Below are 20,923 nucleotides of genomic sequence, written 5' to 3' on the forward strand. Positions count from 1 at the left end.
ACGGACACCATGAGCCAAGTAGCCCAGAGCAGGGGAAGGCTCGGTTTCATCACCGGCTTCCTCGTCCTGCCTCTCGCGCTGTACCTGACCTTCGTCATCTGGCCGTACATCCAGACGTTCGGCTACTCCTTCACCGACTGGTCGGGCCAGTCGCCGACGTTCCGGTTCGTCGGCGTCGAGAACTACACGGCCCTGATGAAGGACGAGGTCTTCCGAGGCGCCCTGTGGCACAACCTGCTGCTCCTGGTGTTCGTCCCCACGATCACCATCCTGCTGTCCCTGTTCTTCGCCTTCATGCTGAACGCGGGCGGACGCGGCGGGGCCGGCGGGGTCAAGGGCGTCCGCGGCTCGGCCCTCTACAAGGTCGTCTACTTCTTCCCGCAGGTCCTCTCCCTCGCCATCCTCGCGGTGCTCTTCGGCGCCGTGTACCGAAGTGACGAGGGCGGCCTGCTCAACGGCTTCCTCACCAAGGTCGGCCTCGTCGACGCGGCCCACCCCGTCGAGTGGCTCAACGAACCCGACCTGGTGCTCTGGTGCCTGCTGATGGTGGTCGTCTGGCACGGCGTGGGCTTCTACCTGGTGCTCTTCTCCGCGGCCATGCAGTCCGTGCCGAGGGACATCTACGAGGCCGCGCTGCTCGACGGGGCGGGACGCGCCCAGACCTTCTTCAAGGTCACCCTGCCCCTGCTGTGGGACTCTGTGCAGACCTCCGCGGTCTACCTGGGCATCGCCGCCATGGACATGTTCGTCCTCGTGTCCACCATGACCTCGGGCCAGTTCGGCGGTGGACCCGACCACCACAGCGAGGTCATGGCCACGGTACTGATGCGCAACTTCCTCTACTTCGGCAAGAGCGGATACGCCTGCGCCATGGGCGTGGTCATGCTGATCCTGACCATGATCCTTTCCCTCGTCACGCTGCGCGCCACCCGCCGCGAGCGCATCGAGTTCTGAGCGGGAGACACGATGACCACAGTGACCAAGACCGCCGGCACGAGCGAGGCCGAGCGGTCCGGCGGAGGCCGACGCGTCAGGAAGGACGGCGGGAGCCCCCCGTCCGAGGGCGTGGCGCTCAATGTCTTCTCGCACGGCTTCCTGGCCGTCTGGGCGGTGCTGATCGTCCTGCCGCTGGCCTGGCTGATGCTCGGCTCCTTCAAGACCGACTCCCAGATCGGCGGCTCGGCACTCGGCTGGCCCTCCAACTGGCACCTCGACGCCTTCTCCCGCGCCTGGGACAAGGGCATCGGCGACTACTTCGCCAACACGATGATCGTGATGGTGTTCTCCGTCCCGCTGACCATGCTGCTCGGCTCGATGGCGGCGTACGTACTGGCCCGGTACCCCTTCCGGGGGAACCGGGCCATCTACTACTTCTTCGTGTCCGGGGCGATGTTCCCCGTGTTCCTGGCGCTGGTACCGCTGTTCTTCATGGTCAAGCGCCTGGACATGCTGAACACGTACCAGGGCCTGATCATGGTGTACGTCGCCTACTCGATGCCTTTCACCGTCTTCTTCATGTACTCGTTCTTCCGCACGCTGCCCACGGCGGTGCACGAGGCGGCGGTCATCGACGGGGCGTCCGACACCCGGATCTTCTTCCAGGTGATGCTGCCGATGGCCAAGCCCGGCCTGATCAGCGTCGGGATATTCAATGTCCTGGGCCAGTGGAACCAGTACATCCTGCCCTCGGTGCTCATGCAGCCCCAGAGCGGATCGGACCCCGAGCGCTACATGCTCACCCAGGGCCTGATCCAGCTCCAGTACCAGATGGGCTACGAGACGGACCTGCCGGTGCTGTTCGCCGGCGTGACCATCGCGATGATCCCGATGCTGGTGGTCTACCTCTCCTTCCAGCGACAGATCCAGGCCGGTCTGACCTCCGCCACCCTCAAGTAGTCCCGCTCTCAGCAGGAAGGCGTCGGGACCACCGACCAGCCGGCCGCCGAGACCGAGGGGTCGAGCGAGAGGGTGCTGACCGCTTCCTCCAACGCCCGGCCCCCCTCGCCCTCGGCGGTCAGCAGCGCCGACACCGTCACCCGTCCCGGCACCGGGCCGTCCTGGCTGCGGATCGAGCGCAGTTGGTGGCCGGGTCGGGTCAGGGCGTCGACCACGCGGCGGCGGATGTGGGCCTCGTCCTCCTCCAGGCACACGGCCTCGAAGTGGAAGTCGGTGGCCACCTCCGCGCCGCCGCGCGGCTGCCGGTCCAGGCGCCGGCCCAGCGGGCGCAGCAGGAGGTTGGCCCCCACCACGCCCACCGTGCCGAAGGCGGCCAGGACGAACATCCCGGTCCCGGCCAGGCAGCCCACCGCCGCCGAACACCACAGGGTGGCGGCCGTGTTCAAGCCCCGAACGCTCAGCCCGTCACGCATGATCACGCCGGCGCCGAGGAAGCCGATCCCCGACACGATCTGGGCCGCGACGCGCGAGCCGTCGTACTGCACCTCGGAGACGGTGCCCATGAACCCGTACTGCGAGAGCAGCACGAACAGCGCCGCCCCGCCCGCCACGAGGGCGTTGGTCCGCAGGCCCGCCATCCGGGCCCGCCACTGACGTTCCAGGCCGATCGCCGACCCGAATCCGAGCGCGGCGGCCAGGTGCCCGGCCATCACCCATTCGTCGAGCGCCATGCGCCCCTCCCTCCCGCGTTCGCGCGGATTCCCGCCGTCGTGGCGAGTTCCGCGGTCGTGACGAGTCCCTCGGTCGTGTCGATCAGAGCCAGGTGCCGAACCGGCGGATGTACCAGGTCTTCACGACCTGAGTGAGCGTGCAGTACGCGAGGAGTACGCCGATCAGCCAAGGGAAGTACCCCGCCGGCAGGGCCACGAAGCCCAGCGAGCCGGCCAGCGGCGAGAAGGGCAGCCAGAGCCCGGTCAGCACCGCGAGGACGGTCATCACCATCACCGGCCACGAGGCGCGGGACTGGATGAAGGGGATCTTCCGGGTGCGGATCATGTGGACGATCAGGGTCTGCGACAGCAGTCCCTCGATGAACCAGCCGGACTGGAAGAGCGCCTGCCCGGCCTCGCTGTTCGCGCCGAAGACGTGCCACATGATCAGGAACATCGAGATGTCGAAGATCGAGCTGACGGGGCCGATGGTCACCATGAAGCGGCCGATGCCCTTGGCGTCCCAGTTGCGGGGCCTGCGCAGGTACTCCTCGTCCATCCGGTCCCACGGGGTCGCCAACTGGGAGATGTCGTAGACCAGGTTCTGCACCAGCAGCATGATCGCGAGCATCGGCTGGAACGGGATGAACGCGCTCGCCACCAGCACCGAGAAGACGTTGCCGAAGTTCGAGGACGCGGTCATCTTGATGTACTTGATCGTGTTGCCGAAGGTGGTCCGGCCCTGGATCACGCCCTGCTCCAGGACGGTCAGGTCCTTCTCCAGCAGGATGATGTCCGCCGACTCCTTCGCGATGTCGACGGCGGTGTCCACCGAGATGCCGACGTCGGCGTCGCGCAGCGCGGCGGCGTCGTTGATGCCGTCCCCGAGGAAGCCGACGGTGTGACCGTCCGTCTGCAGGGCCCGTACGATCCGGGCCTTCTGGACCGGGTTGACCTTCGCGAAGACGGTCGTGCCGGCGGCCGTCGCGCGCAGCCCGGCGTCGTCCAGGGCGTCGATCTCGGTACCGAGCACCACGCGCCCGACGTCGAGGCCGACGTCCGCGCAGACCCGCGCCGCGACCAGGTCGTTGTCCCCGGTGACCACCTTGACCTCGATGCCCTTGTCGGCGAGGGCCCGCAGGGCCCGGGCCGCGTCGGCCTTCGGCGGGTCGAGGAAGGCGAGGAAGCCGACCAGGGTCAACCCGTCCTCGTCGGCGACCGTGTAGGTGTCGCGCGGGCCGGCGAACGTACGGGTCGCGACGGCGAGGACGCGCAGGCCCCGACGGTTGTTGTCCTCGGCGATCCGGGTGACGTGACCGCGCAGCCGCTCGGTCAGCTCGACCCTCTCACCGCGGTCCGTCATGTGGGTGCACAGGGAGAGGACTTCCTCGACCGCGCCCTTGGTGACCATGACGTGCTCGACGCGAGCGCCGCCCACGATGCCGTTGCGGTTCAGCACCACGGACATCCGGCGCCTGGCGAAGTCGAAGGGGATCTCGTCGACCATCGAGAACCGTGCGTCGACGACAACCTCCTCGGCCTCGTCGACGCGGTCGATGACCGCCCGGTCCATGAGGTTGCGCAGGCCCGTCTGGAAGTGCGCGTTGAGGTAGCCGTACTCCAGGACCTCGTCGTCCTCGTCGCCGTGCACGTCGAGGTAGCGGTCCAGGACGATCCGGTCCTCGGTGAGGGTGCCGGTCTTGTCCGTGCAGAGCACGTCCATCGCGCCCAGGTTCTGGATCGCGTTGAGCCGCTTGACGACCACCTTGCGCCGGGACATGGCGACCGCGCCGCGCGCCAGGTTGGCGGAGACGACCATCGGCAGCATCTCGGGGGTCAGGCCCACCGCGACGGCGATGCCGAACAGGAACGCCTCGTCCCAGTCGCCCTTGGTGAAGCCGTTGATCATGAAGACCACGGGGACCATGACCAGCATGAAGCGGATCAGCAGGAAGCTGACCTTGCGCACCCCGGTGTCGAAGTTGGTCTGCGGGCGCTCGCCGACGAGCGAGCCGGCCATCGAGCCGAACCAGGTGTCGGCGCCGGTGGCGACGACGACCCCGGTGGCGGTGCCGGAGGTGACCGAGGTGCCCATCAGGACCAGGTTGTCGGCCTCGACGGGGTCGCGCGTCAGCGTCTGCCCCGGGTCGTCCGCGCGGGTGTCGGCCTTGGCCACGGGCAACGACTCGCCGGACAGGGCGGCCTGAGAGACCATCAGGTCCTTGGAGGTGACGAGTCGCAGGTCGGCCGGGATCAGGTCGCCCGCGGCCAGCCTGACCAGGTCGCCCGGGACCACCCGGTCCATGGGCACCTCGAAGGTGGTCGGAGCCGAGCCCCCGCCGGCGCGACGCTGTACCGCGCAGGTGGTGGTGACGAGCCTCTTCAGCGCGTCGGCGGCCCGGCCCGATCGGAACTCCTGCCAGAACCGCAGCAGTCCGCTGATGCCGATCATCACGGAGAGGATGACGACGCCCGGGTCGGCCGGGTCCTGCCAGTACATGATCCCGGCCAGGAAGACCAGGACGGCGATGAAGGGGTTGGCGTACGCCTTCGCCAACTGGGCGTACCAGCGCGGGGCGCGCTCCCGGGCGACGACGTTGGGGCCGTGTCGCTCCAGGCGCAGGGAGGCCTCGTCGTGGGTGAGGCCGTGGCGGCCGGCGGACAGGTCCCGCAGGACCTGATCGCCGGGGCGGGCGCTGAGCTGGGCGAGCCGCTCGCCGACGAGGCGGGTGCGCGCCTCCAGCTCGGCGGCCTTGCGTTCGCGGCGGGCCCGGCCCGGCGGCGCGAGCTTCGTCGGGGTGCGCGGGGTGAGCATGGTCATGGCAAATACCTCCCTCCACGGCGTCCGGGCAGCGCGAAGCCGCGCGGTCACGTGGAGTGATCACAGGTCGGCGCGAGGCGGCGCGAAGCGGCCACGGGTACGCCGACGGGCATGGATGACGCACATCCGTCGAGGGATCGGGGGGATCCGGGACGTGCGGAAGGGGAGGGATGGCGGGCCCGAGGGGCCGCCGGACGCGCGGTGACGGCGTGGGGCCGCGACGGTGCGTACGAGAGGAAGTGGATCAGTCGACGGACTGGTCAGCCGGCGAGGGCGCGGCAAGGACTTCGATCGGGACTCATCCCGAACACCTCCTTGCATAGCGCCGTCACATGAGGCGCCCGGTCCGGCCGGAAAGGCCGCAGAGGATCGGCGCCTCAGCGACCGTAGCACGATGTTGAGGGGGTTCTTTCATGCTTATGACCGGTAGTGGCCGTTTCGTGCTGCGTCAGCCTCTTGACGTGTGGAGGGCCAAAGGCTCGACTTAAGGTTCACAAGTTGGAGAGACGCCGGTGTCTCGGAGCACACAGCCGCGACTGCCGGCCGGGGGGCGACGGCTCGCCGTCGCTAAAGGGCAGGAGTGGATGAGTCGTGCAGACTCCCGGATCGCAGTCCTCGCTGCATCGCGCGAATCTTGAACGGGTCGTGCGGGCGGTGCGCCTCGCGGGTTCGCTGACCCAGGCGGAGATCGCCCGTACCACCGGACTGTCGGCGGCCACGGTCTCCAACATCGTCCGCGAGCTCAAGGAGGCCGGGACCGTCGAGGTCACCGACACCTCGGCCGGTGGCCGGCGGGCGCGCAGCGTCTCGCTCAGCGGCGACGCGGGCATCGTGATCGGCGTGGACTTCGGCCACACCCACCTGCGGGTGGCCGTCGGGAACCTCGCGCACCAGGTGCTGGCCGAGGAATCCGAGCCGCTGGACGTGGACGCGTCCTGGGTGGAGGGCTTCGACCGGGCCGAGGCGCTGGTCGGGCGCCTGATCGAGGGCATCGGGGTGGGTCGGGACAAGGTCATCGGGGTCGGGCTCGGCGTGCCCGGCCCGATCGACGTGGAGTCCGGAACCCTGGGCTCGACCGCGATCCTGCCGGGCTGGGCGGGCATCAACCCCCGCCAGGAGCTCTCGCGGCGGCTGGGCGTACCCGTGTACGTGGACAACGACGCGAACCTCGGAGCCCTCGGGGAACTGGTCTGGGGGAGTGGTCGCGGGGTCAAGGACCTCGCGTACATCAAGGTCGCGAGCGGCGTCGGCGCGGGCCTGGTGATCAACGGTCAGATCTACCGGGGCCCCGGCGGCACGGCCGGCGAGATCGGGCACATCACCCTCGACGAGTCGGGCCCGGTCTGCCGCTGCGGCAACCGGGGCTGCCTGGAGACCTTCGCCGCGGCCCGGTACGTGCTGCCCCTCCTCCAGGGCACCCACGGCCCGGAGTTGACGATGGAACGGGTGGTGGAGCTGGCCCGCGAGGGCGACCCGGGCTGCCGTCGGGTCATCACCGACGTCGGTCGGCACATCGGCAGCGGTGTGGCGAGCCTGTGCAATCTCCTGAACCCGAGCCGGGTGGTCCTCGGCGGCTCCCTCGCCGACGCCGGTGAACTGGTGCTGGCCCCCATCCGTGAATCAGTGGGGAGGTACGCGATCCCCAGCGCCGCCCGACAGCTGTCGGTCCTCACGGGGTCGCTGGGCGGGCGTGCGGAGGTGCTGGGGGCGCTGGCCCTCGTCCTCAGCGAGATGGGCGATTCGACGCTTTTGGCGGAGAACGGGGTAGGCCTGCGCACGCTGACGACCATGTCTTCAGTTAGATAACGGATGGCACCGTTGTCATCTCGTTAAGGATTCACTCCTTGACGGCAAAACGCGGCCGGGGTTGACTCACATCCACCTCGGCCGCAGTGTTGCGGCCTCGTCAGGGAGGTTCAAGTAATGAACACTCGTATGCGTAGAGCCGCCGTAGCCGTCGCCGCCGGTGCCATGGCCGTGTCGCTTGCCGCTTGTGGCAGTGCGAAGGAGGCCGGCGACAAGCCGAAGGACTCGGGCGCCGCCAAGGGTGACGCGATAAAGATCGGTCTGCTCCTCCCGGAGAACCAGACCGCGCGCTACGAGAAGTTCGACAAGCCGCTGATCGAGAAGAAGGTCGCCGACCTCACGGGCGGCAAGGCCGAGGTCGTCTACGCGAACGCCAAGCAGGACGCGACCACGCAGAACTCGCAGGTCGACACGATGATCACCAACAAGGTGAACGTCCTGATCATCGACGCCGTGGACGCCAAGGCCATCGCCGGTTCGGTCAAGCGGGCCAAGGACGCCGGCATCCCGGTCGTGGCCTACGACCGCCTCGCCGAGGGCCCGATCGACGCCTACACCTCCTTCGACAACGAAGAGGTCGGCAAGGTCCAGGGCAAGGCGCTCCTGGAGGCGCTGGGCGACAAGGCCAAGGACGGCCAGATCGTCATGATGAACGGCTCCGTCACCGACCCGAACGCCGCCCTGTTCAAGAAGGGCGCGCACTCCGTCCTCGACGGCAAGGTGACCGTCGGCAAGGAGTACGACACCAAGGAGTGGAAGCCGGAGAACGCCAACACCAACATGGCGGGAGCGCTCTCCGCGATCGGCAAGGACAAGGTCGTCGGCGTCTACTCCGCCAACGACGGCATGGCCGGCGGCATCATCACCGCCCTCAAGGCGGCCGGCCTGTCCCCCCTGCCCCCGGTCACCGGTCAGGACGCCGAACTCGCCGGTGTGCAGCGCATCGTCGCCGGTGAGCAGTTCATGAGCGTGTACAAGCCGTACGCCCCGGAGGCCGCCGCCGCGGCCGAGATGGCCGTCGCCCTCGCCAAGGGCGAGAAGATCGACGGAATCATCAACCAGAAGGTCGACAGCCCGACCACCAAGGGCGTCCCGTCCGTGCTGATCCCGGTCGTCTCGCTCACCAAGGCCAACATCAAGGACACCGTCATCAAGGACGGCGTCTACACGGCCGACGAGATCTGCAGCGACAAGTACGCGGCCAACTGCACCACCCTCGGCCTGAAGTAAGGCCCCGTCGCTCCCCTCCTCGAGTCGTCGAGGCGAGCAGACCCCCACGCCTGTCCGGCGCCCCGCCCCTCTCTTCCCCGCCACCGCGGGGCGCCGGGCAGAAACGTTTACTCAACGCTCCACCCCACGCTCCACCGCTCCACCCCCCATTCGCGTTCCTGCTCTTTTGCACGACATCCCCGCCGGTCAGGCGGCGAAGGAGATGGTTCATGTGTCCGCTGCGCCCGTGCTGGCGTTGCGAGGGGTCTCGAAGCGGTTCGGCGCCGTTCAGGCCCTGACCGACGTAGAACTCGAGATCCACTCCGGCGAGGTGGTCGCCCTCGTCGGCGACAACGGCGCCGGCAAGTCCACGCTGGTCAAGACCATCGCCGGCGTGCACCCCATCGATGACGGGGTCATCGAGTGGGAGGGCCGCCCGGTCTCCATCGGCAAGCCCCACGACGCCCAGAACCTGGGCATCGCGACCGTCTACCAGGACCTCGCGCTGTGCGACAACATCGACGTCGTCGGCAACCTCTTCCTGGGCCGCGAGCTCAAGCGCCGCGGCATCCTCGACGAGGTGGAGATGGAGCGGCGTGCCCGCGAGCTCCTGACCACCCTGTCGATCCGGATCCCCAGTGTCCGCATCCCGATCGCCTCGCTCTCCGGCGGTCAGCGCCAGACCGTGGCCATCGCCCGCTCGATGCTCGGCGAGCCCAAGCTGGTCATCCTCGACGAGCCGACCGCCGCCCTCGGCGTCGAGCAGACCGCACAGGTCCTCGACCTGGTGGAGCGGCTGCGCGAACGCGGTCACGCCGTCATCCTCATCAGCCACAACATGGCCGATGTGAAGGCCGTCGCCGACAAGGTGGCGGTTCTGCGGCTCGGCCGCAACAACGGCGTCTTCAGTGTCGCCGACACCTCGCAGGAAGAGATCATCTCCGCCATCACCGGTGCCACGGACAACGCCGTGACCCGCCGGGCGGCCCGCACCGGGGAGGCCCGCAAGTGAGCACCCAGAACCCTGCCGCCGGACCGCTGGACAAGGGCCCGGCCGACCGCGTCGGGCACGTGGACCCGGTCAACCCGGCGGCGGCGGCCGACGCCATCCCGGCCGTCGACCCCCGCCTGCTCGTGCGCGAGCAGGGCTTCGCCGGCTACCTGAGCGAGTTCGGCCGCAAGATGAAGGCCGGTGACCTGGGATCCCTCCCGGTCGTCGTCGGTCTGATCGTCATCTGGAGCATCTTCCAGAGCCTGAACTCGAACTTCCTCGGCGCCGAGAACCTGACCAACATCGCGATCACGATGGTCGCCACCGGCATGATGGCCGTCGGCATCATCTTCGTGCTGCTGCTCGGCGAGATCGACCTCTCGGTCGGCTCGGTCAGCGGTGTGTCGGGGGCGATCGTCGCCGTCCTCGCCGTCACCCACGGCGTGAACGAGTGGCTCGCGATCCTCGCCGCCGTCGCGGGCGGCGCCCTCATCGGCGCGATCCACGGCTTCTTCTTCGCCCGGATCGGGGCCCCGGCCTTCGCCGTCACCCTGTCGGGCCTGCTGTTCTGGTCCGGCGCCATGCTGCAGATCCTCGGCAGCAACGGCACCATCAACCTCGACTCCGAGGGCGTGGTCGGTCAGCTGACCACCTACTTCTTCTCGGACGTGGCGGTCGGCTACGGCCTCGCGGCCCTGGCCGTGGCCGGATACTTCCTGGCCACCTACTTCGACAACCGGCGCCGACAGGCTGCGGGCGTCCCCGCCCGGCCGCTCACCGAGATCCTGCTGCGCACCGGCGTCCTCGCGGTGTTCACCTTCGGTCCCGCCGTCGTGTTCAACCAGTACAAGGGTCTGCCGCTCGCGGTGGTGCTCTTCCTGCTGGCCCTCGTCGGCACGGACTTCCTCCTGCGCCGCACCTCCTTCGGCCGTCAGGTGTTCGCGCTCGGCGGCAGCGTCGAGGCCTCCCGTCGCGCCGGCATCAACGTGAACCGTGTGCGGATCACGGTCTTCGCCATCGCCGGCACCTTCGCCGCCGTCGGCGGGCTCTTCTGGGCCTCCAAGATCGCGGCCGCCAACCAGAGCGCCGGCGCCGGCGACCTGCTGATGAACGTGATCGCGGCGGCCGTCATCGGCGGCACCAGCCTCTTCGGCGGCCGGGGCCGGACCTGGAACGCCCTCCTGGGCGTCATGGTCATCACCTCCATCCAGTACGGTCTGGCCCTGGAGGGCATCGCCACGCCGATCCAGTACATGATCACGGGTGCGGTCCTGCTGGCCACGGTCGTGATCGACTCGGTCACCCGCAAGACCCAGAAGACGGCCGGCCGCGCCTGACCTCCGTCCCAGGCAGTACCCGGCGGTAAGACCCGTCACAGTGCCCGGTGCCACTTCCAGTGGTGCCGGGCGCTCGTGCGTACATTCGTGGGTACAACTGTGCGGGTATACACCCGTTTGGGATGTGTGATTTGGCGATCAGGTGTACAGGTATGACAAAGGCGTGACCCTCCCGGTACCGCCCGATGACGCTCGTCGCGAGCGGAACATTAGACTCGACAGACCAGCAAGCAACTGCAAGGAGGCACGGGTGCTGCTGACCCGCATCAAGGGACCGCGCGATCTGGACCGGCTCAGCCAGGAGGAGCTCGAACAGCTCGCCGCCGAGATCAGGTCCTTCCTCGTCGACGCCGTCTCCAAGACCGGCGGGCACCTCGGCCCCAACCTCGGTGTCGTCGAGCTGACGATCGCCCTGCACCGGGTCTTCGACTCGCCCAAGGACAAGGTGCTCTTCGACACGGGCCACCAGGCCTACGTCCACAAGCTGCTCACGGGCCGCCAGGACTTCGGCGGCCTGCGCACCAAGGGCGGCCTGTCCGGCTACCCCTCACGCGCCGAGTCCGAGCACGACGTCATCGAGAACTCCCACGCCTCCACCGTGCTGGGTTGGGCCGACGGCCTGGCCAAGGCCAACGAGGTGTTGGGCCGCGATGACCACCACGTCGCCGCCGTCATCGGCGACGGCGCGCTGACCGGAGGCATGGCCTGGGAGGCGCTGAACAACATCGCCGCCGCCAAGGACCGCCCGCTGGTCATCGTGGTGAACGACAACGAGCGCTCGTACGGCCCCACGATCGGCGGCCTCGCCAACCACCTGGCCACCCTGCGCACCACGGACGGCTACGAGCGGTTCCTGGCCCGCGGCAAGGACCTCCTGGAGCGCACGCCGGTCGTCGGCAAGCCGCTCTACGAGACCCTGCACGGCGCCAAGAAGGGCCTCAAGGACTTCATCGCCCCGCAGGGCATGTTCGAGGACCTCGGCCTGAAGTACGTCGGCCCCATCGACGGCCACGACATCGAGGCCCTGGAGTCCGCGCTCCAGCGCGCGAAGCGCTTCGGCGGCCCGGTCATCGTGCACTGCCTCACCCAGAAGGGCCGCGGCTACCAGCCGGCCGTCCAGGACGAGGCCGACCGCTTCCACGCGGTCGGCGTCATCCACCCGGACACCGGCCTCCCGGTCAAGACGGCCGCCGCCAGCTGGACCTCCGTCTTCGCCGACGAGATGGTCAAGCTCGGCCGGGAGCGCGCGGACATCGTCGCGATCACCGCGGCCATGCTCCAGCCCGTCGGCCTGAAGAAGTTCGCGGACGCCTTCCCGGAGCGCATCTTCGACGTGGGCATCGCCGAGCAGCACGGCGCCACCTCGGCCGCCGGACTGGCCACCGGCGGGGTCCACCCGGTCTTCGCCGTGTACGCGACCTTCCTCAACCGCGCCTTCGACCAGGTGCTGATGGACGTCGCCCTGCACAAGTGCGGGGTCACCTTCGTCCTGGACCGCGCGGGCGTCACCGGTGACGACGGCGCCTCCCACAACGGCATGTGGGACATGTCGATCCTCCAGGTCGTGCCCGGCCTGCGGCTCGCCGCCCCGCGCGACGCGGAGCAGCTGCGCGCCCAACTGCGCGAGGCCGTCGAGGTCAAGGACGCGCCGACCGTCGTGCGCTACTCCAAGGGAGTCGTCGGCCCGGCCGTGCCGGCCGTCGGCAGGATCGGCGGCATGGACGTGCTGCGCACCCCGGCCCCCGAGGTCACCCGTCCGGACGTACTGCTCGTGTCCGTCGGCGCGCTCGCCCCGATGTGCCTGGAGATCGCCGATCTGCTCGACAAGCAGGGCATCTCCACGACCGTGGTCGACCCCCGTTGGGTCAAGCCCGTGGACGAGGCCCTGGCCCCGCTCGCGGAGCAGCACCGGGTCGTCGTCACCGTCGAGGACAACGGCCGCACCGGCGGCGTGGGCGCCGCCGTCTCGCAGGCACTGCGGGACGCGGGCGTCGACGTACCGCTGCGGGACTTCGGCATCCCGCAGCGCTTCCTCGACCACGCGCTGCGCAAGGAGATCCTGGCCGAGATCGGCCTGACCGCCCCGGACATCGCCCGTCAGGTGACGGGCCTGGTCGCCAAGCTGGACGGGCGCTACGACAACGAGCCGGCCGCCACCGTCGACTAGTCGACGGGGCATCGGGCCCCCGACGCGCGGTTGCGTCCCACGGGCCGGGAGATCACCCTTGGAGGGTGGGCCTCCCGGCCCGTTTCTCGTACGCGTCACCTTTCGGAGGCGTCGGTGAGCACGGATCGCAACAGTCCTTTCCGTACCAAGTCGGTGGAACAGTCCATCCGCGACACGGAGGAGCCCGAACACGCCCTCCGCAAGTCGCTCTCCTCCTGGGACCTGATGGTCTTCGGCGTCGGTGTCATCATCGGCACCGGCATCTTCGTCCTCACCGGCAAGGTCGCCAAGGAGAACGCAGGCCCGGCCACCGCCCTGGCGTTCGTGGCCGCCGGCATCGTGTGTGGGCTCGCCGCCCTGTGCTACGCCGAGTTCGCCTCGACCGTCCCGGTCGCCGGTTCGGCGTACACCTTCTCCTACGCCTCGATCGGCGAGCTTCCCGCCTGGATCATCGGCTGGGACCTGGTGCTGGAATTCGCACTCGGCACCGCGGTCGTCGCGGTCGGCTGGTCCGGGTACGTCCGTTCGTTGTTGGACAACGCGGGCATCCATCTACCCGCGGCCCTGGAGGGGCCGGACGTGCCGGGCGGCACCTTCGACCTGCTCGCCTTCCTGCTGGTCCTGGTCCTGACCGTGGTCCTCGTCATCGGCGTGAAGCTGTCGGCGCGCATCACGGCGATCGTCGTCGCGATCAAGGTCACGGTGGTGCTCATCGTGATCATCGCGGGCCTGTTCTTCATCACGGGCAGCAACTACAAGCCGTTCATCCCCGAGGCGGTGCCCCAGGAGGGCGGCGCGGGATTCGACGCGCCACTGGTCCAGCTGATCTTCGGCTACGAGCCGACCAACTTCGGCGTCATGGGCATCTTCACCGCGGCCTCCGTCGTGTTCTTCGCCTTCATCGGCTTCGACGTGGTCGCCACCGCCGCCGAGGAGACCAAGATGCCGCAGCGCGACATGCCGCGCGGCATCCTCGGCTCGCTGCTGATCTGCACGGTGCTGTACGTGGCGGTCTCCCTCGTGGTGACCGGCATGCAGCACTACACCGAACTGTCGGTGAGCGCGCCGCTGGCCGACGCCTTCAAATCCGCCGGCCATCCGGTGTACGGAGGCATCATCAGCTTCGGCGCCGCGGTGGGTCTGACCACGGTCTGCATGATCCTGTTGCTGGGCCAGACCCGCGTGTTCTTCGCGATGAGCCGCGACGGCCTGCTGCCGCGCTTCTTCTCGCGCACGCACCCGAGGTTCCGCACCCCGTACCGGCCGACGATCCTGCTCGGCGTGATCATCGCCATCGTCGCCGGGTTCACCAGCATCAACGAACTCGCCACCCTGGTGAACATCGGCACGCTGTTCGCCTTCGTGGTCGTCGCCCTCGGTGTGATCATCCTGCGTCGGACCCGACCGGACCTGCACCGGGCCTTCCGGACCCCGTGGGTGCCGTTCGTGCCGATCGTGTCGATCGCCGCCTCGGTGTGGTTGATGCTCAACCTGCCGGCCGAGACCTGGCTGCGGTTCGTCGTCTGGATGGTCATCGGCATCGGCGTGTACTTCCTGTACGGGCGCAAGCACAGCCGACTGGGCCGGGGCGAGGGCGTGGGCCTCGACCCGCACCACGAGGCACGCTAGGCCCTGTCGTCGAAGTGGCGCCGCGGGCCAGGCGAGACTTCGACGACAGGACCCAGAGGCATCCACGACCGGGCCCCGGCGGGCAGCGACCCGCCGGGGCCCGGTCGTCCGTTCGCACCCGCACCTGTCCGGCGGCGCGCCCCGCGACTAGCCTGGGCGCCATGGAGATCACGTTGGAAGCCTGGGCGGAAGACGACCACTGGCTGCTGCTCCGCAAGAACGAACCGGTCATGACCGCCCATCTCGGCGGCCCGGAGACGGAGGAGAAGCTCCGGAACCGGCACGGCCGGTACCTCGCTCTCAGCGCCCGGGAGCCAGCGGCCGGCCGGATGTTCCGCGTCGTCGCCGACGGGGAGAGCGTGGGCAGCATCGGCTTCTGGGAGCGCACCTGGAAGGACGAGGAGGTCTACGAGACGGGCTGGGGCATCCTGCCCGAACACCAGGGCCGCGGCCTCGCCGCCGCGGCGGCCCGCGCCCTCGTCCTTCACGCGGCCGAGCACGGCACGCGCCGCCACCTGCACGCCTTCCCGCCCGTCGACCACGGGGCGTCGAACGCCGTCTGCCGCAAGGCCGGCTTCGTCCTGCTCGGCGAGGTCCCGTTCGAGTACCCCCCGGGCAACTGGGAGACGAGCAACGACTGGCGCACGGTGCTGCGCTAGGCCCTGTCGTCGAAGTGGCGCCGCGGGCCAGGCGAGACTTCGACGACAGGGCCTGGCCCAGCGACGCGGCCCTACGGCTTGGCGGTCGTGCCACCCTTGGCGGGTGACTTCTTCGCCGAGGCGGGGACCTTCTGGTCGGTGCGCAGGGCCTCCCACAGTTGGCCGGCCTGCGGCTCGGCGACGACCACGCGGTTCGGGTCGACCTTGTCGTAGGCCACCGGCAGCATGATGGTCTCCATCGTCGCCGGGTCCACGGCCTTCATGCTCCGCGCGAAGTCGGACAGCGCGGTGAGGGACGCCAGATCGGAGTCGGTGGTCAGCGACTTGGTCCCCGCGTCGGCCAGCTTGTACAGCCGGGCCGGGTTGCCGAGGGCGTCCTGCTTCTTGATCTCCGACAGCATGGCGAGCATGAACTGCTGCTGGAGGCCGATGCGCCCGAGGTCGCTGCCGTCGCCGTAGCCGTAGCGGGTCCGTACGAACTTCAGCGAGTCGGTGCCGTTCAGGCGGTGGGTGCCCGCGTCGAGCTTGAGGCCGCCCTTGGCGCCGCTCATCGGCTGGTCGAGGGTGACGGTGACCCCACCGAGGGCGTCGACCAGACCCTTGAAGCCGGCGAAGTCCACCTCGACGAAGTGGTCCACGCGGACTCCGGACAGCTGCTCCACGGTCTTCACGACGCAGGCGGGGCCGCCGAGGGAGTAGACCGAGTTGAACATGACCCGCTTCGCGGCGGGCGCGGTGCCGCCGTCGTTGTCCTTGCACTCGGGCCGGCTGATCAGGGTGTCGCGGGGGATGCTCACCGCGGTGGCCCTGGAGCGGCCCTCGGGTATGTGCACCAGCATGGCGGTGTCGGAGCGGGCGCCGCTGACGTCGCCGTGGTCGAGGTCGCCGTTGGCCCCGGCCCGTGAATCGGACCCGAGGACCAGGACGTTCTGGGCGTTCTCGACGACCTTCTTCGGGCGGTTGTCGCCGATCGCCTGGTTCAGGTCGACGCTGGAGATGTTCGAGTTGAGGTGGCTGTAGGTCCACCAGCCGGCACCGCCGACCGCGAGGACGAGCAAGGCCGCCACCGAGAGCACGATCCACAGAACGCGCCTGCCACGCCGCGGCTTTCGCCGGGAGACAGGGGAGGAGGCCGGGGCCGGTGCCGAGGGCCGGTCAATCATGGAGGCGGAGCCCTTCTATTATAGATGGGGTGAATCATAGGACACGCTTTCGAGTGGCTGGTCCTTTTCGGTGAAAGGCCGTCGGAGGAACGACGGACAGCACTCGACGGAAGGGCGGATGGACGGCGTGATGCGAGGCAACAGCGCCGGTCGGACGGCTTTCTCCGCCCGTGGGGCGGCGTCCGCCGACCCGGGCGGACCGGCCCGACCGCCGGTCCGACCCCCGGCCGGAACATGGTTGTTCACGGGCGGCGACGGCCGCCTGACGGCCTACGCCTGCGGGCCGGACGGACTGCTGCGCTGGACCGAGGCCGCCGCCCCCGCCTCCGGGTGGACGGGCCCCGAGCGGTTCGAGGTTCCCGGGTGGACCGGGTCCGCGGCCATGGCCCGAAGCCGCGAGGGATATGTCCACTTCGCCGCCCCGGTCGCCGCCCGGGACGGTTCGGGCAGACCGGAGATTGCCGTCTCCACCCAGTTCCAGTCAGGCCGCGCCCTCACCGATTGGCGTGGCCTCGGTGTTCCCCAGGTCCGTGGCGGCCCCACCGGCGATGTGCCGACCGGCCCGCCCCGCATCGCCGTCAACCAGCGCTCCGGTTCCGTGCACGTGCTCGTGTCCCTGCGCCACGGCGGCATCCTGCGGTGCAGCCGCAACGCCGAGGGCGTGTGGGGTGGTTGGAAGCAGCTGTCCCCGGATCCCTACGAGGGCGAGGTCACCCCGCTGATGCCCGCGGGCGGCCCGCTGGAACTGCTCGCCGTCGGCGCCGCCGGCGCCGACCGCTGGGCGGGCGCCGGGCAGGGCCGGTTCCGGCACGCCGACCGGGTGCCGTCCCCCGTGGTCCCCGGCACGATCGCGGTGTGCGAGACGGGCCCCCGCCGGGCGACGTACTTCTGGCGCTACCCGGGCGACGGCTCGTTGGTCGCCTGGCGCGCCGGCGAACAGGGTCTTCAGGGAACCCTGGTGGGCCTCGGCGACGCGGGTGGCCGGGGCGCGCCGGGCGTGGTCCGCACGATGCTCGGCGGCTACGACTGCACGGTCCTCACGCACGTCGGCGCGGACGGCGGCGTCGAACTCACCGCCTACGTCACCGAGAACGAGGCCTACGGCACCTGGCGGGCCTCCCTGGGCGGTCACGGCGTGCTGTCCCCGCAGCCCGCCGTCGACGCGGCCGGGCGGATCGTGGTGGCCGCCTTCGACCGCGAGGGCGCGCTCGTCCTCACGCGACAGGACCCCGCCCAGGGGCTGGTCTTCGGCCCCTGGGACGCCGTCGGATCCCCTCAGGCGCGACCCGGCACCGGGAACCGCTGAGACACCTCGACGCACAAACCGCCCGACTCGGTGTAGAAGGGCGTCGCGACCAGCTCCGTCTCCGGGGCGTCGGGCGAGGGTGCGATACGGACCGGCATCCGGGCCGTCGTGTCCACCTCGGCCGCCCGCTTCGGGCCGAGCCGTACCTCTTGGGACACGCCCTCGAAACTCACGGCGAGGTGGACCTCCCAGACGCCCGGCGGGAGCGGCCGGCCGATCGCGGTCTGCGCCAGGTTGATCCGGGCCGAGAAACGACCCATCGCCCGCGCGTTGCCCTTGGCGTTGGTGAGGGTGTCGTCCCGCCGCGCGGTCACGGCGTGCGTCTCCTGGGCGCCGGTGGTCCGCTCCCTCAGCACGACGCGGGTGGCCCGCTCCTTCGTCGACAACTGCTCGAAGAACCCGTACCCGTCGAGCAGCAGCATCGCCCCGTCCCAGCGGAGCTTCTGCAACTCGTGACTGACCGTCATGTCGTCGGTGATGTCGAAGAGTTCGTCCGGCAGGCCGACCTGCGGATCACGGAAGAACGGCAGCCCGGTGTACACCCGGCCGCCCTCCACCGTCTTGCGGACGCCCGGCCGGTTCTTGTCCGCCTCGAAGGCGGCCATCGACCGGGCCTCGGCGATCCTGCCCTGCGCCAGCAGCGCGAACCGCACCGCGAGCATGCGCGGCAGCAGCGCGAGCGCCCCCGCGCGGGCCTGGGTCCGCAACACCTCGGCCGCCGCCCACAGGGCCTGCTCGGCCTCCGTCGGGTCCGTCGCGGACAACAGCGCGGCCGCGGTCGCCTTGCCGAGCTCCACCTCCAGGTGGCGCGAGTGCAGGCGGTCCCGGCGCGGCCCCTCGGGCACCTGCGCGTCGACCAGCGCCAGCATGCGCGAGACCAGCGCCACCCGGTCCGCGAGCCCGGCCGGGGACGCGGGCGGGGCTCCCTTGACCACACAGGTCGCGTCGCCGACGACCGAGACGTTGTCCGCCCCGATGAACGCGGCGGCGGTGAACGCCTGGTCGTCGCCGATCAGCATGTCGGTGGGGAACGCCAGCCCGCGCCGCTGGAGCATGCTGGTGCGGAACAGCTTGTCCGGGGTCAGCGACCAGTAGACGCGGGAGGTGTCCACGTCCGTGTAGGGCTGGTTCTTGCGGAACATCGACGTCGCGACGGTGTGCCGGCCCGAACTCTCCAACCTGCCGAGCACCACGTCGGCCTCGTTGGTGTCCGCCGCCGCGACCATCCGTTCCAACGCGTCGGGCGCCAGCCGGTCGCAGGCCTCCAGGAAGATCACGTACCGTCCGCGCACCTGACTCAGCGCCCAGTTGCGGGCCGCCGCCGGGCTCTGCCCGTGGGTCACCATGCCCATGCGCAGGAAGGGGTACTGGTGCGCGGCCCTGGCCAGGACCGATCCGCTGTCGTCCGTGGAGCCGTCGTCGACGGCGATGATCTCCAGCCGGTCCGTGCCGATCGACTGGCCGACGAGGGAGGCCAGACAGGCGTCGAGTTCGGCGGCCTGATCGCGGACCCGGACGGCGACCGTCACGTCCATGACGTTCACGACGGCTGTGTTCATGGTCGAGTGATCCTCTTCAGTTCTGCGCGGACCGCTGGGGCGCGGGGGCGGGCCACGGCATCTCGCCGGTCAGCTCGGGCCACTGCCAGGGGCGGAAGGCGACGTCCGTCGTGTGTTCCGGGAACGCGCCCGGCGTGGCGGCGAGCGCGCCGACGAAGACGTTGACGTGCGAGGTCTGCTCGCCCGCCCCGGGGATGCCCACCACGTACGCGAAGCGGTCGTACCCGACGAAGCCCGGGTCGGGCGTGTAGGTCACCCACCCGTCGTAGGACAGTTGCGCGTCTCCGTTGCCCGGCCGGGTCACCGAGATCGCCGCGGACCCGGTGGGCGCGCCCGACAGCACGTGTACCGCGCCGGGCGTGTTGGGCTCGGTCGCGATGCGCAGACCGCGCGCGGCGGGCCGGCGCAACGGCAGTGCCTGGGTGTCGAGTCGGGCGGTGCGGACCATCTTGCGTCCGGTCGCGTCCGGGACGCCCACCATGATCTGGGGACGGATCCGGGGGGCCTTGGCGTTCTCGGCGGCCCGCAGCTGCAGGACACCGGTACCGGTATCACCCGCCTCCGCGCGCACCCGGAACCAGCGCTGCCGGGGGAAGTACTCCAGCCCCTGGACGCCGACGATCTCGCCGGCGGCGGTCAGCGGGGCGGCCAGGAGGTACGCGCAGCCGCGCGAGCCCGTCCGGTCCACGGCGACCGAGAGACCGAACTGGACGACCTCGCCGGGGGCCACGCCGTGTCGCGGGTCCGCCGAGGAGTACAGGCCCGCGTAGGCGGCGCCCTGGGAGGGATCCGAGCCGAGGGCCCGGCCCCGGCCGAGGAGGTGGTTCACGCGCCGGACTCCTTGTTCGCGGGGGCGCCGGCCGGGGCCGCCGGCATCTTCGACACACGGGTCTTGGTGCGGTGCCAGAAGGTCTCCTCGTCCAGCCAGCCCAGTTCCTCGTACGAGAAACGGGTCCGGTCGAGGTCGCGGCCCCAGTGCGCGGGGATCACGCCCTGCTCCAGCATGCTGCGGGCGATGAAGCGCGCGCACTCGATCGCGCCCTCGGCCCGCAGGTGCACGTTGTCCCCGTCCAGCACGTGCTCCTGGAGGGGTTCGCCCGGCCGCAGGTAGGTGAAGACGGCCTTGGAGGCCTCCGGCCCGAGCTCCTCCCACCACTGGAGGCTCTGCTCGTACAGGTCGACGACCGGAACGTGCTCGTCCTCGGCCAACTGCCGCGCGGCCACCGGATAGTCCCCGAGGAAGCGCGCGACGTTGCCGTGCCGGTCGATCCGCCGCCGCTCGTACGGCAGCAGGATCACCGGGTGCGCACCGCGTTCGCGGGTCCCGTGGACGTACGCCGTCATGTGCTCCAGGAAGGTGGAAAACGGCTCGGTGTGCAGCCCGGGGTCCGGCTTCCAGTCCGTCTGCCCGAAACCGAAGAGCAGGTAGTCACCCGGCCGCATGGTGTCCAGGATCCACTGGAGCCGGCCGCGCTCGCGGAAGCTCTTGGAGCTGGCTCGTGCCCGGGAGCAGTTCACCACCTCCACCGCCTCGTTCAGGAACAGCGGCAGCGCCTGGGTCCAGCCCGCCATCGGCAGGAAGCTGTAGGGCCGGTGGACCGAGTTCGATCCGCCCGCCACGAAGATCCTCGGGCGGTCCTCCTGGCGTGGTCCGGGTGCGTACGTCACGC

General features: G+C 70.0%; 16 protein-coding genes. 10 read left to right on the forward strand and 6 right to left on the reverse strand.

Translation table 11 applies throughout. The annotated features are described in order from the left end of the window. Window positions 1-9 precede the first annotated feature (9 nt). Together ACQEVM_RS09850 and ACQEVM_RS09855 are read left to right on the forward strand one after the other, a co-directional pair. Entirely contained in the window at window positions 10-954 is a 945-nt protein-coding gene (locus tag ACQEVM_RS09850; RefSeq protein ID WP_433077001.1) for a carbohydrate ABC transporter permease, read from the forward strand. Between the two features lie 12 nt (window positions 955-966). Then, entirely contained in the window at window positions 967-1,896 is a 930-nt protein-coding gene (locus ACQEVM_RS09855; protein ID WP_433077003.1) for a carbohydrate ABC transporter permease, read from the forward strand. An 8-nt stretch (window positions 1,897-1,904) separates the two neighbouring features. Here the strand turns inward: ACQEVM_RS09855 and ACQEVM_RS09860 are convergent, their stop codons facing one another. Next, window positions 1,905-2,627: an MgtC/SapB family protein gene (locus ACQEVM_RS09860; RefSeq protein ID WP_433077005.1), complete on the reverse strand. Its 723-nt coding sequence runs from the start codon at window positions 2,625-2,627 to the stop codon at window positions 1,905-1,907. Window positions 2,628-2,709: 82 nt separating this feature from the next. Continuing rightward, on the reverse strand, window positions 2,710-5,427 hold the full coding sequence (gene mgtA, locus ACQEVM_RS09865) for a magnesium-translocating P-type ATPase (RefSeq protein WP_433077007.1): 2,718 nt from the start codon (window positions 5,425-5,427) through the stop codon (window positions 2,710-2,712). A 591-nt stretch (window positions 5,428-6,018) separates the two neighbouring features. Here mgtA and ACQEVM_RS09870 point away from each other — a divergent pair. The 7 genes from ACQEVM_RS09870 (at window position 6,019) to ACQEVM_RS09900 (ending at window position 15,225) form a co-directional block, all read left to right on the forward strand. Further along, a complete protein-coding gene (locus ACQEVM_RS09870) occupies window positions 6,019-7,233 on the forward strand; it encodes an ROK family transcriptional regulator (RefSeq protein ID WP_433077009.1) in 1,215 nt (404 codons plus the stop codon). Between the two features lie 117 nt (window positions 7,234-7,350). Then, a complete protein-coding gene (locus ACQEVM_RS09875; protein WP_433077012.1) occupies window positions 7,351-8,463 on the forward strand; it encodes a sugar ABC transporter substrate-binding protein in 1,113 nt (370 codons plus the stop codon). A gap of 202 nt (window positions 8,464-8,665) precedes the next feature. After that, window positions 8,666-9,454 (forward strand): ATP-binding cassette domain-containing protein, encoded by a 789-nt coding sequence (locus ACQEVM_RS09880; protein WP_053684862.1) that lies wholly within the window; start codon window positions 8,666-8,668, stop codon window positions 9,452-9,454. Between the two features lie 26 nt (window positions 9,455-9,480). Continuing rightward, complete coding sequence (locus ACQEVM_RS09885; protein ID WP_433079909.1) at window positions 9,481-10,770, forward strand: sugar ABC transporter permease; 1,290 nt, start codon at window positions 9,481-9,483, stop codon at window positions 10,768-10,770. Between the two features lie 250 nt (window positions 10,771-11,020). Further along, the gene (dxs, locus tag ACQEVM_RS09890) at window positions 11,021-12,937 is read left to right on the forward strand and encodes a 1-deoxy-D-xylulose-5-phosphate synthase (protein WP_433077015.1); all 1,917 of its coding nucleotides are present in this window, start codon (window positions 11,021-11,023) and stop codon (window positions 12,935-12,937) included. A gap of 114 nt (window positions 12,938-13,051) precedes the next feature. Continuing rightward, on the forward strand, window positions 13,052-14,566 hold the full coding sequence (locus ACQEVM_RS09895) for an amino acid permease (protein ID WP_433077018.1): 1,515 nt from the start codon (window positions 13,052-13,054) through the stop codon (window positions 14,564-14,566). Window positions 14,567-14,727: 161 nt separating this feature from the next. Beyond that, window positions 14,728-15,225 carry a GNAT family N-acetyltransferase gene (locus ACQEVM_RS09900; RefSeq protein ID WP_433077020.1) on the forward strand — a complete coding sequence of 166 codons (498 nt, stop codon included), beginning with the start codon at window positions 14,728-14,730 and terminating at the stop codon, window positions 15,223-15,225. 71 nt (window positions 15,226-15,296) lie between these two features. Here the strand turns inward: ACQEVM_RS09900 and ACQEVM_RS09905 are convergent, their stop codons facing one another. Next, window positions 15,297-16,388, reverse strand: a complete 1,092-nt coding sequence (locus ACQEVM_RS09905) for an LCP family protein (protein ID WP_433077022.1) — start codon at window positions 16,386-16,388, stop codon at window positions 15,297-15,299. 130 nt (window positions 16,389-16,518) lie between these two features. On the opposite strand from ACQEVM_RS09905, the gene ACQEVM_RS09910 reads away from it, so the two are divergent. Next, on the forward strand, window positions 16,519-17,694 hold the full coding sequence (locus ACQEVM_RS09910; protein ID WP_433077024.1) for a hypothetical protein: 1,176 nt from the start codon (window positions 16,519-16,521) through the stop codon (window positions 17,692-17,694). Here the strand turns inward: ACQEVM_RS09910 and ACQEVM_RS09915 are convergent. From ACQEVM_RS09915 to ACQEVM_RS09925, 3 genes are read right to left on the reverse strand one after another with little or no spacing between them, the layout of a single operon-like run. After that, window positions 17,664-19,253, reverse strand: a complete 1,590-nt coding sequence (locus ACQEVM_RS09915) for a glycosyltransferase family 2 protein (RefSeq protein WP_433077026.1) — start codon at window positions 19,251-19,253, stop codon at window positions 17,664-17,666. The two genes, ACQEVM_RS09910 and ACQEVM_RS09915, sit on opposite strands and share 31 nt — an antisense overlap. A gap of 16 nt (window positions 19,254-19,269) precedes the next feature. Next, window positions 19,270-20,082, reverse strand: a complete 813-nt coding sequence (locus ACQEVM_RS09920) for an Ig-like domain-containing protein (protein ID WP_433077028.1) — start codon at window positions 20,080-20,082, stop codon at window positions 19,270-19,272. Further along, window positions 20,079-20,921 (reverse strand): rhamnogalacturonan acetylesterase, encoded by an 843-nt coding sequence (locus tag ACQEVM_RS09925; protein ID WP_433077030.1) that lies wholly within the window; start codon window positions 20,919-20,921, stop codon window positions 20,079-20,081. The genes ACQEVM_RS09920 and ACQEVM_RS09925 overlap by 4 nt, the downstream gene beginning before the upstream one ends. Between the last annotated feature and the right edge of the window lie 2 nt (window positions 20,922-20,923).

It is taken from the genome of Streptomyces sp. CA-243310 (assembly GCF_050936775.1).
GTDB lineage: Bacteria > Actinomycetota > Actinomycetes > Streptomycetales > Streptomycetaceae > Streptomyces.

Bases quoted from the DNA above. Each gene is read 5' to 3' on its own strand.
- ACQEVM_RS09905 (WP_433077022.1), bottom strand. From the start codon at position 16,388: ATGATTGACCGGCCCTCGGCACCGGCCCCGGCCTCCTCCCCTGTCTCC.
- ACQEVM_RS09915 (WP_433077026.1), bottom strand. From the start codon at position 19,253: ATGAACACAGCCGTCGTGAACGTCATGGACGTGACGGTCGCCGTCCGG.
- ACQEVM_RS09855 (WP_433077003.1), top strand. From the start codon at position 967: ATGACCACAGTGACCAAGACCGCCGGCACGAGCGAGGCCGAGCGGTCC.
- mgtA (WP_433077007.1), bottom strand. From the start codon at position 5,427: ATGACCATGCTCACCCCGCGCACCCCGACGAAGCTCGCGCCGCCGGGC.
- ACQEVM_RS09880 (WP_053684862.1), top strand. From the start codon at position 8,666: ATGGTTCATGTGTCCGCTGCGCCCGTGCTGGCGTTGCGAGGGGTCTCG.
- ACQEVM_RS09900 (WP_433077020.1), top strand. From the start codon at position 14,728: ATGGAGATCACGTTGGAAGCCTGGGCGGAAGACGACCACTGGCTGCTG.
- ACQEVM_RS09850 (WP_433077001.1), top strand. From the start codon at position 10: ATGAGCCAAGTAGCCCAGAGCAGGGGAAGGCTCGGTTTCATCACCGGC.
- ACQEVM_RS09910 (WP_433077024.1), top strand. From the start codon at position 16,519: ATGCGAGGCAACAGCGCCGGTCGGACGGCTTTCTCCGCCCGTGGGGCG.
- ACQEVM_RS09875 (WP_433077012.1), top strand. From the start codon at position 7,351: ATGAACACTCGTATGCGTAGAGCCGCCGTAGCCGTCGCCGCCGGTGCC.
- ACQEVM_RS09860 (WP_433077005.1), bottom strand. From the start codon at position 2,627: ATGGCGCTCGACGAATGGGTGATGGCCGGGCACCTGGCCGCCGCGCTC.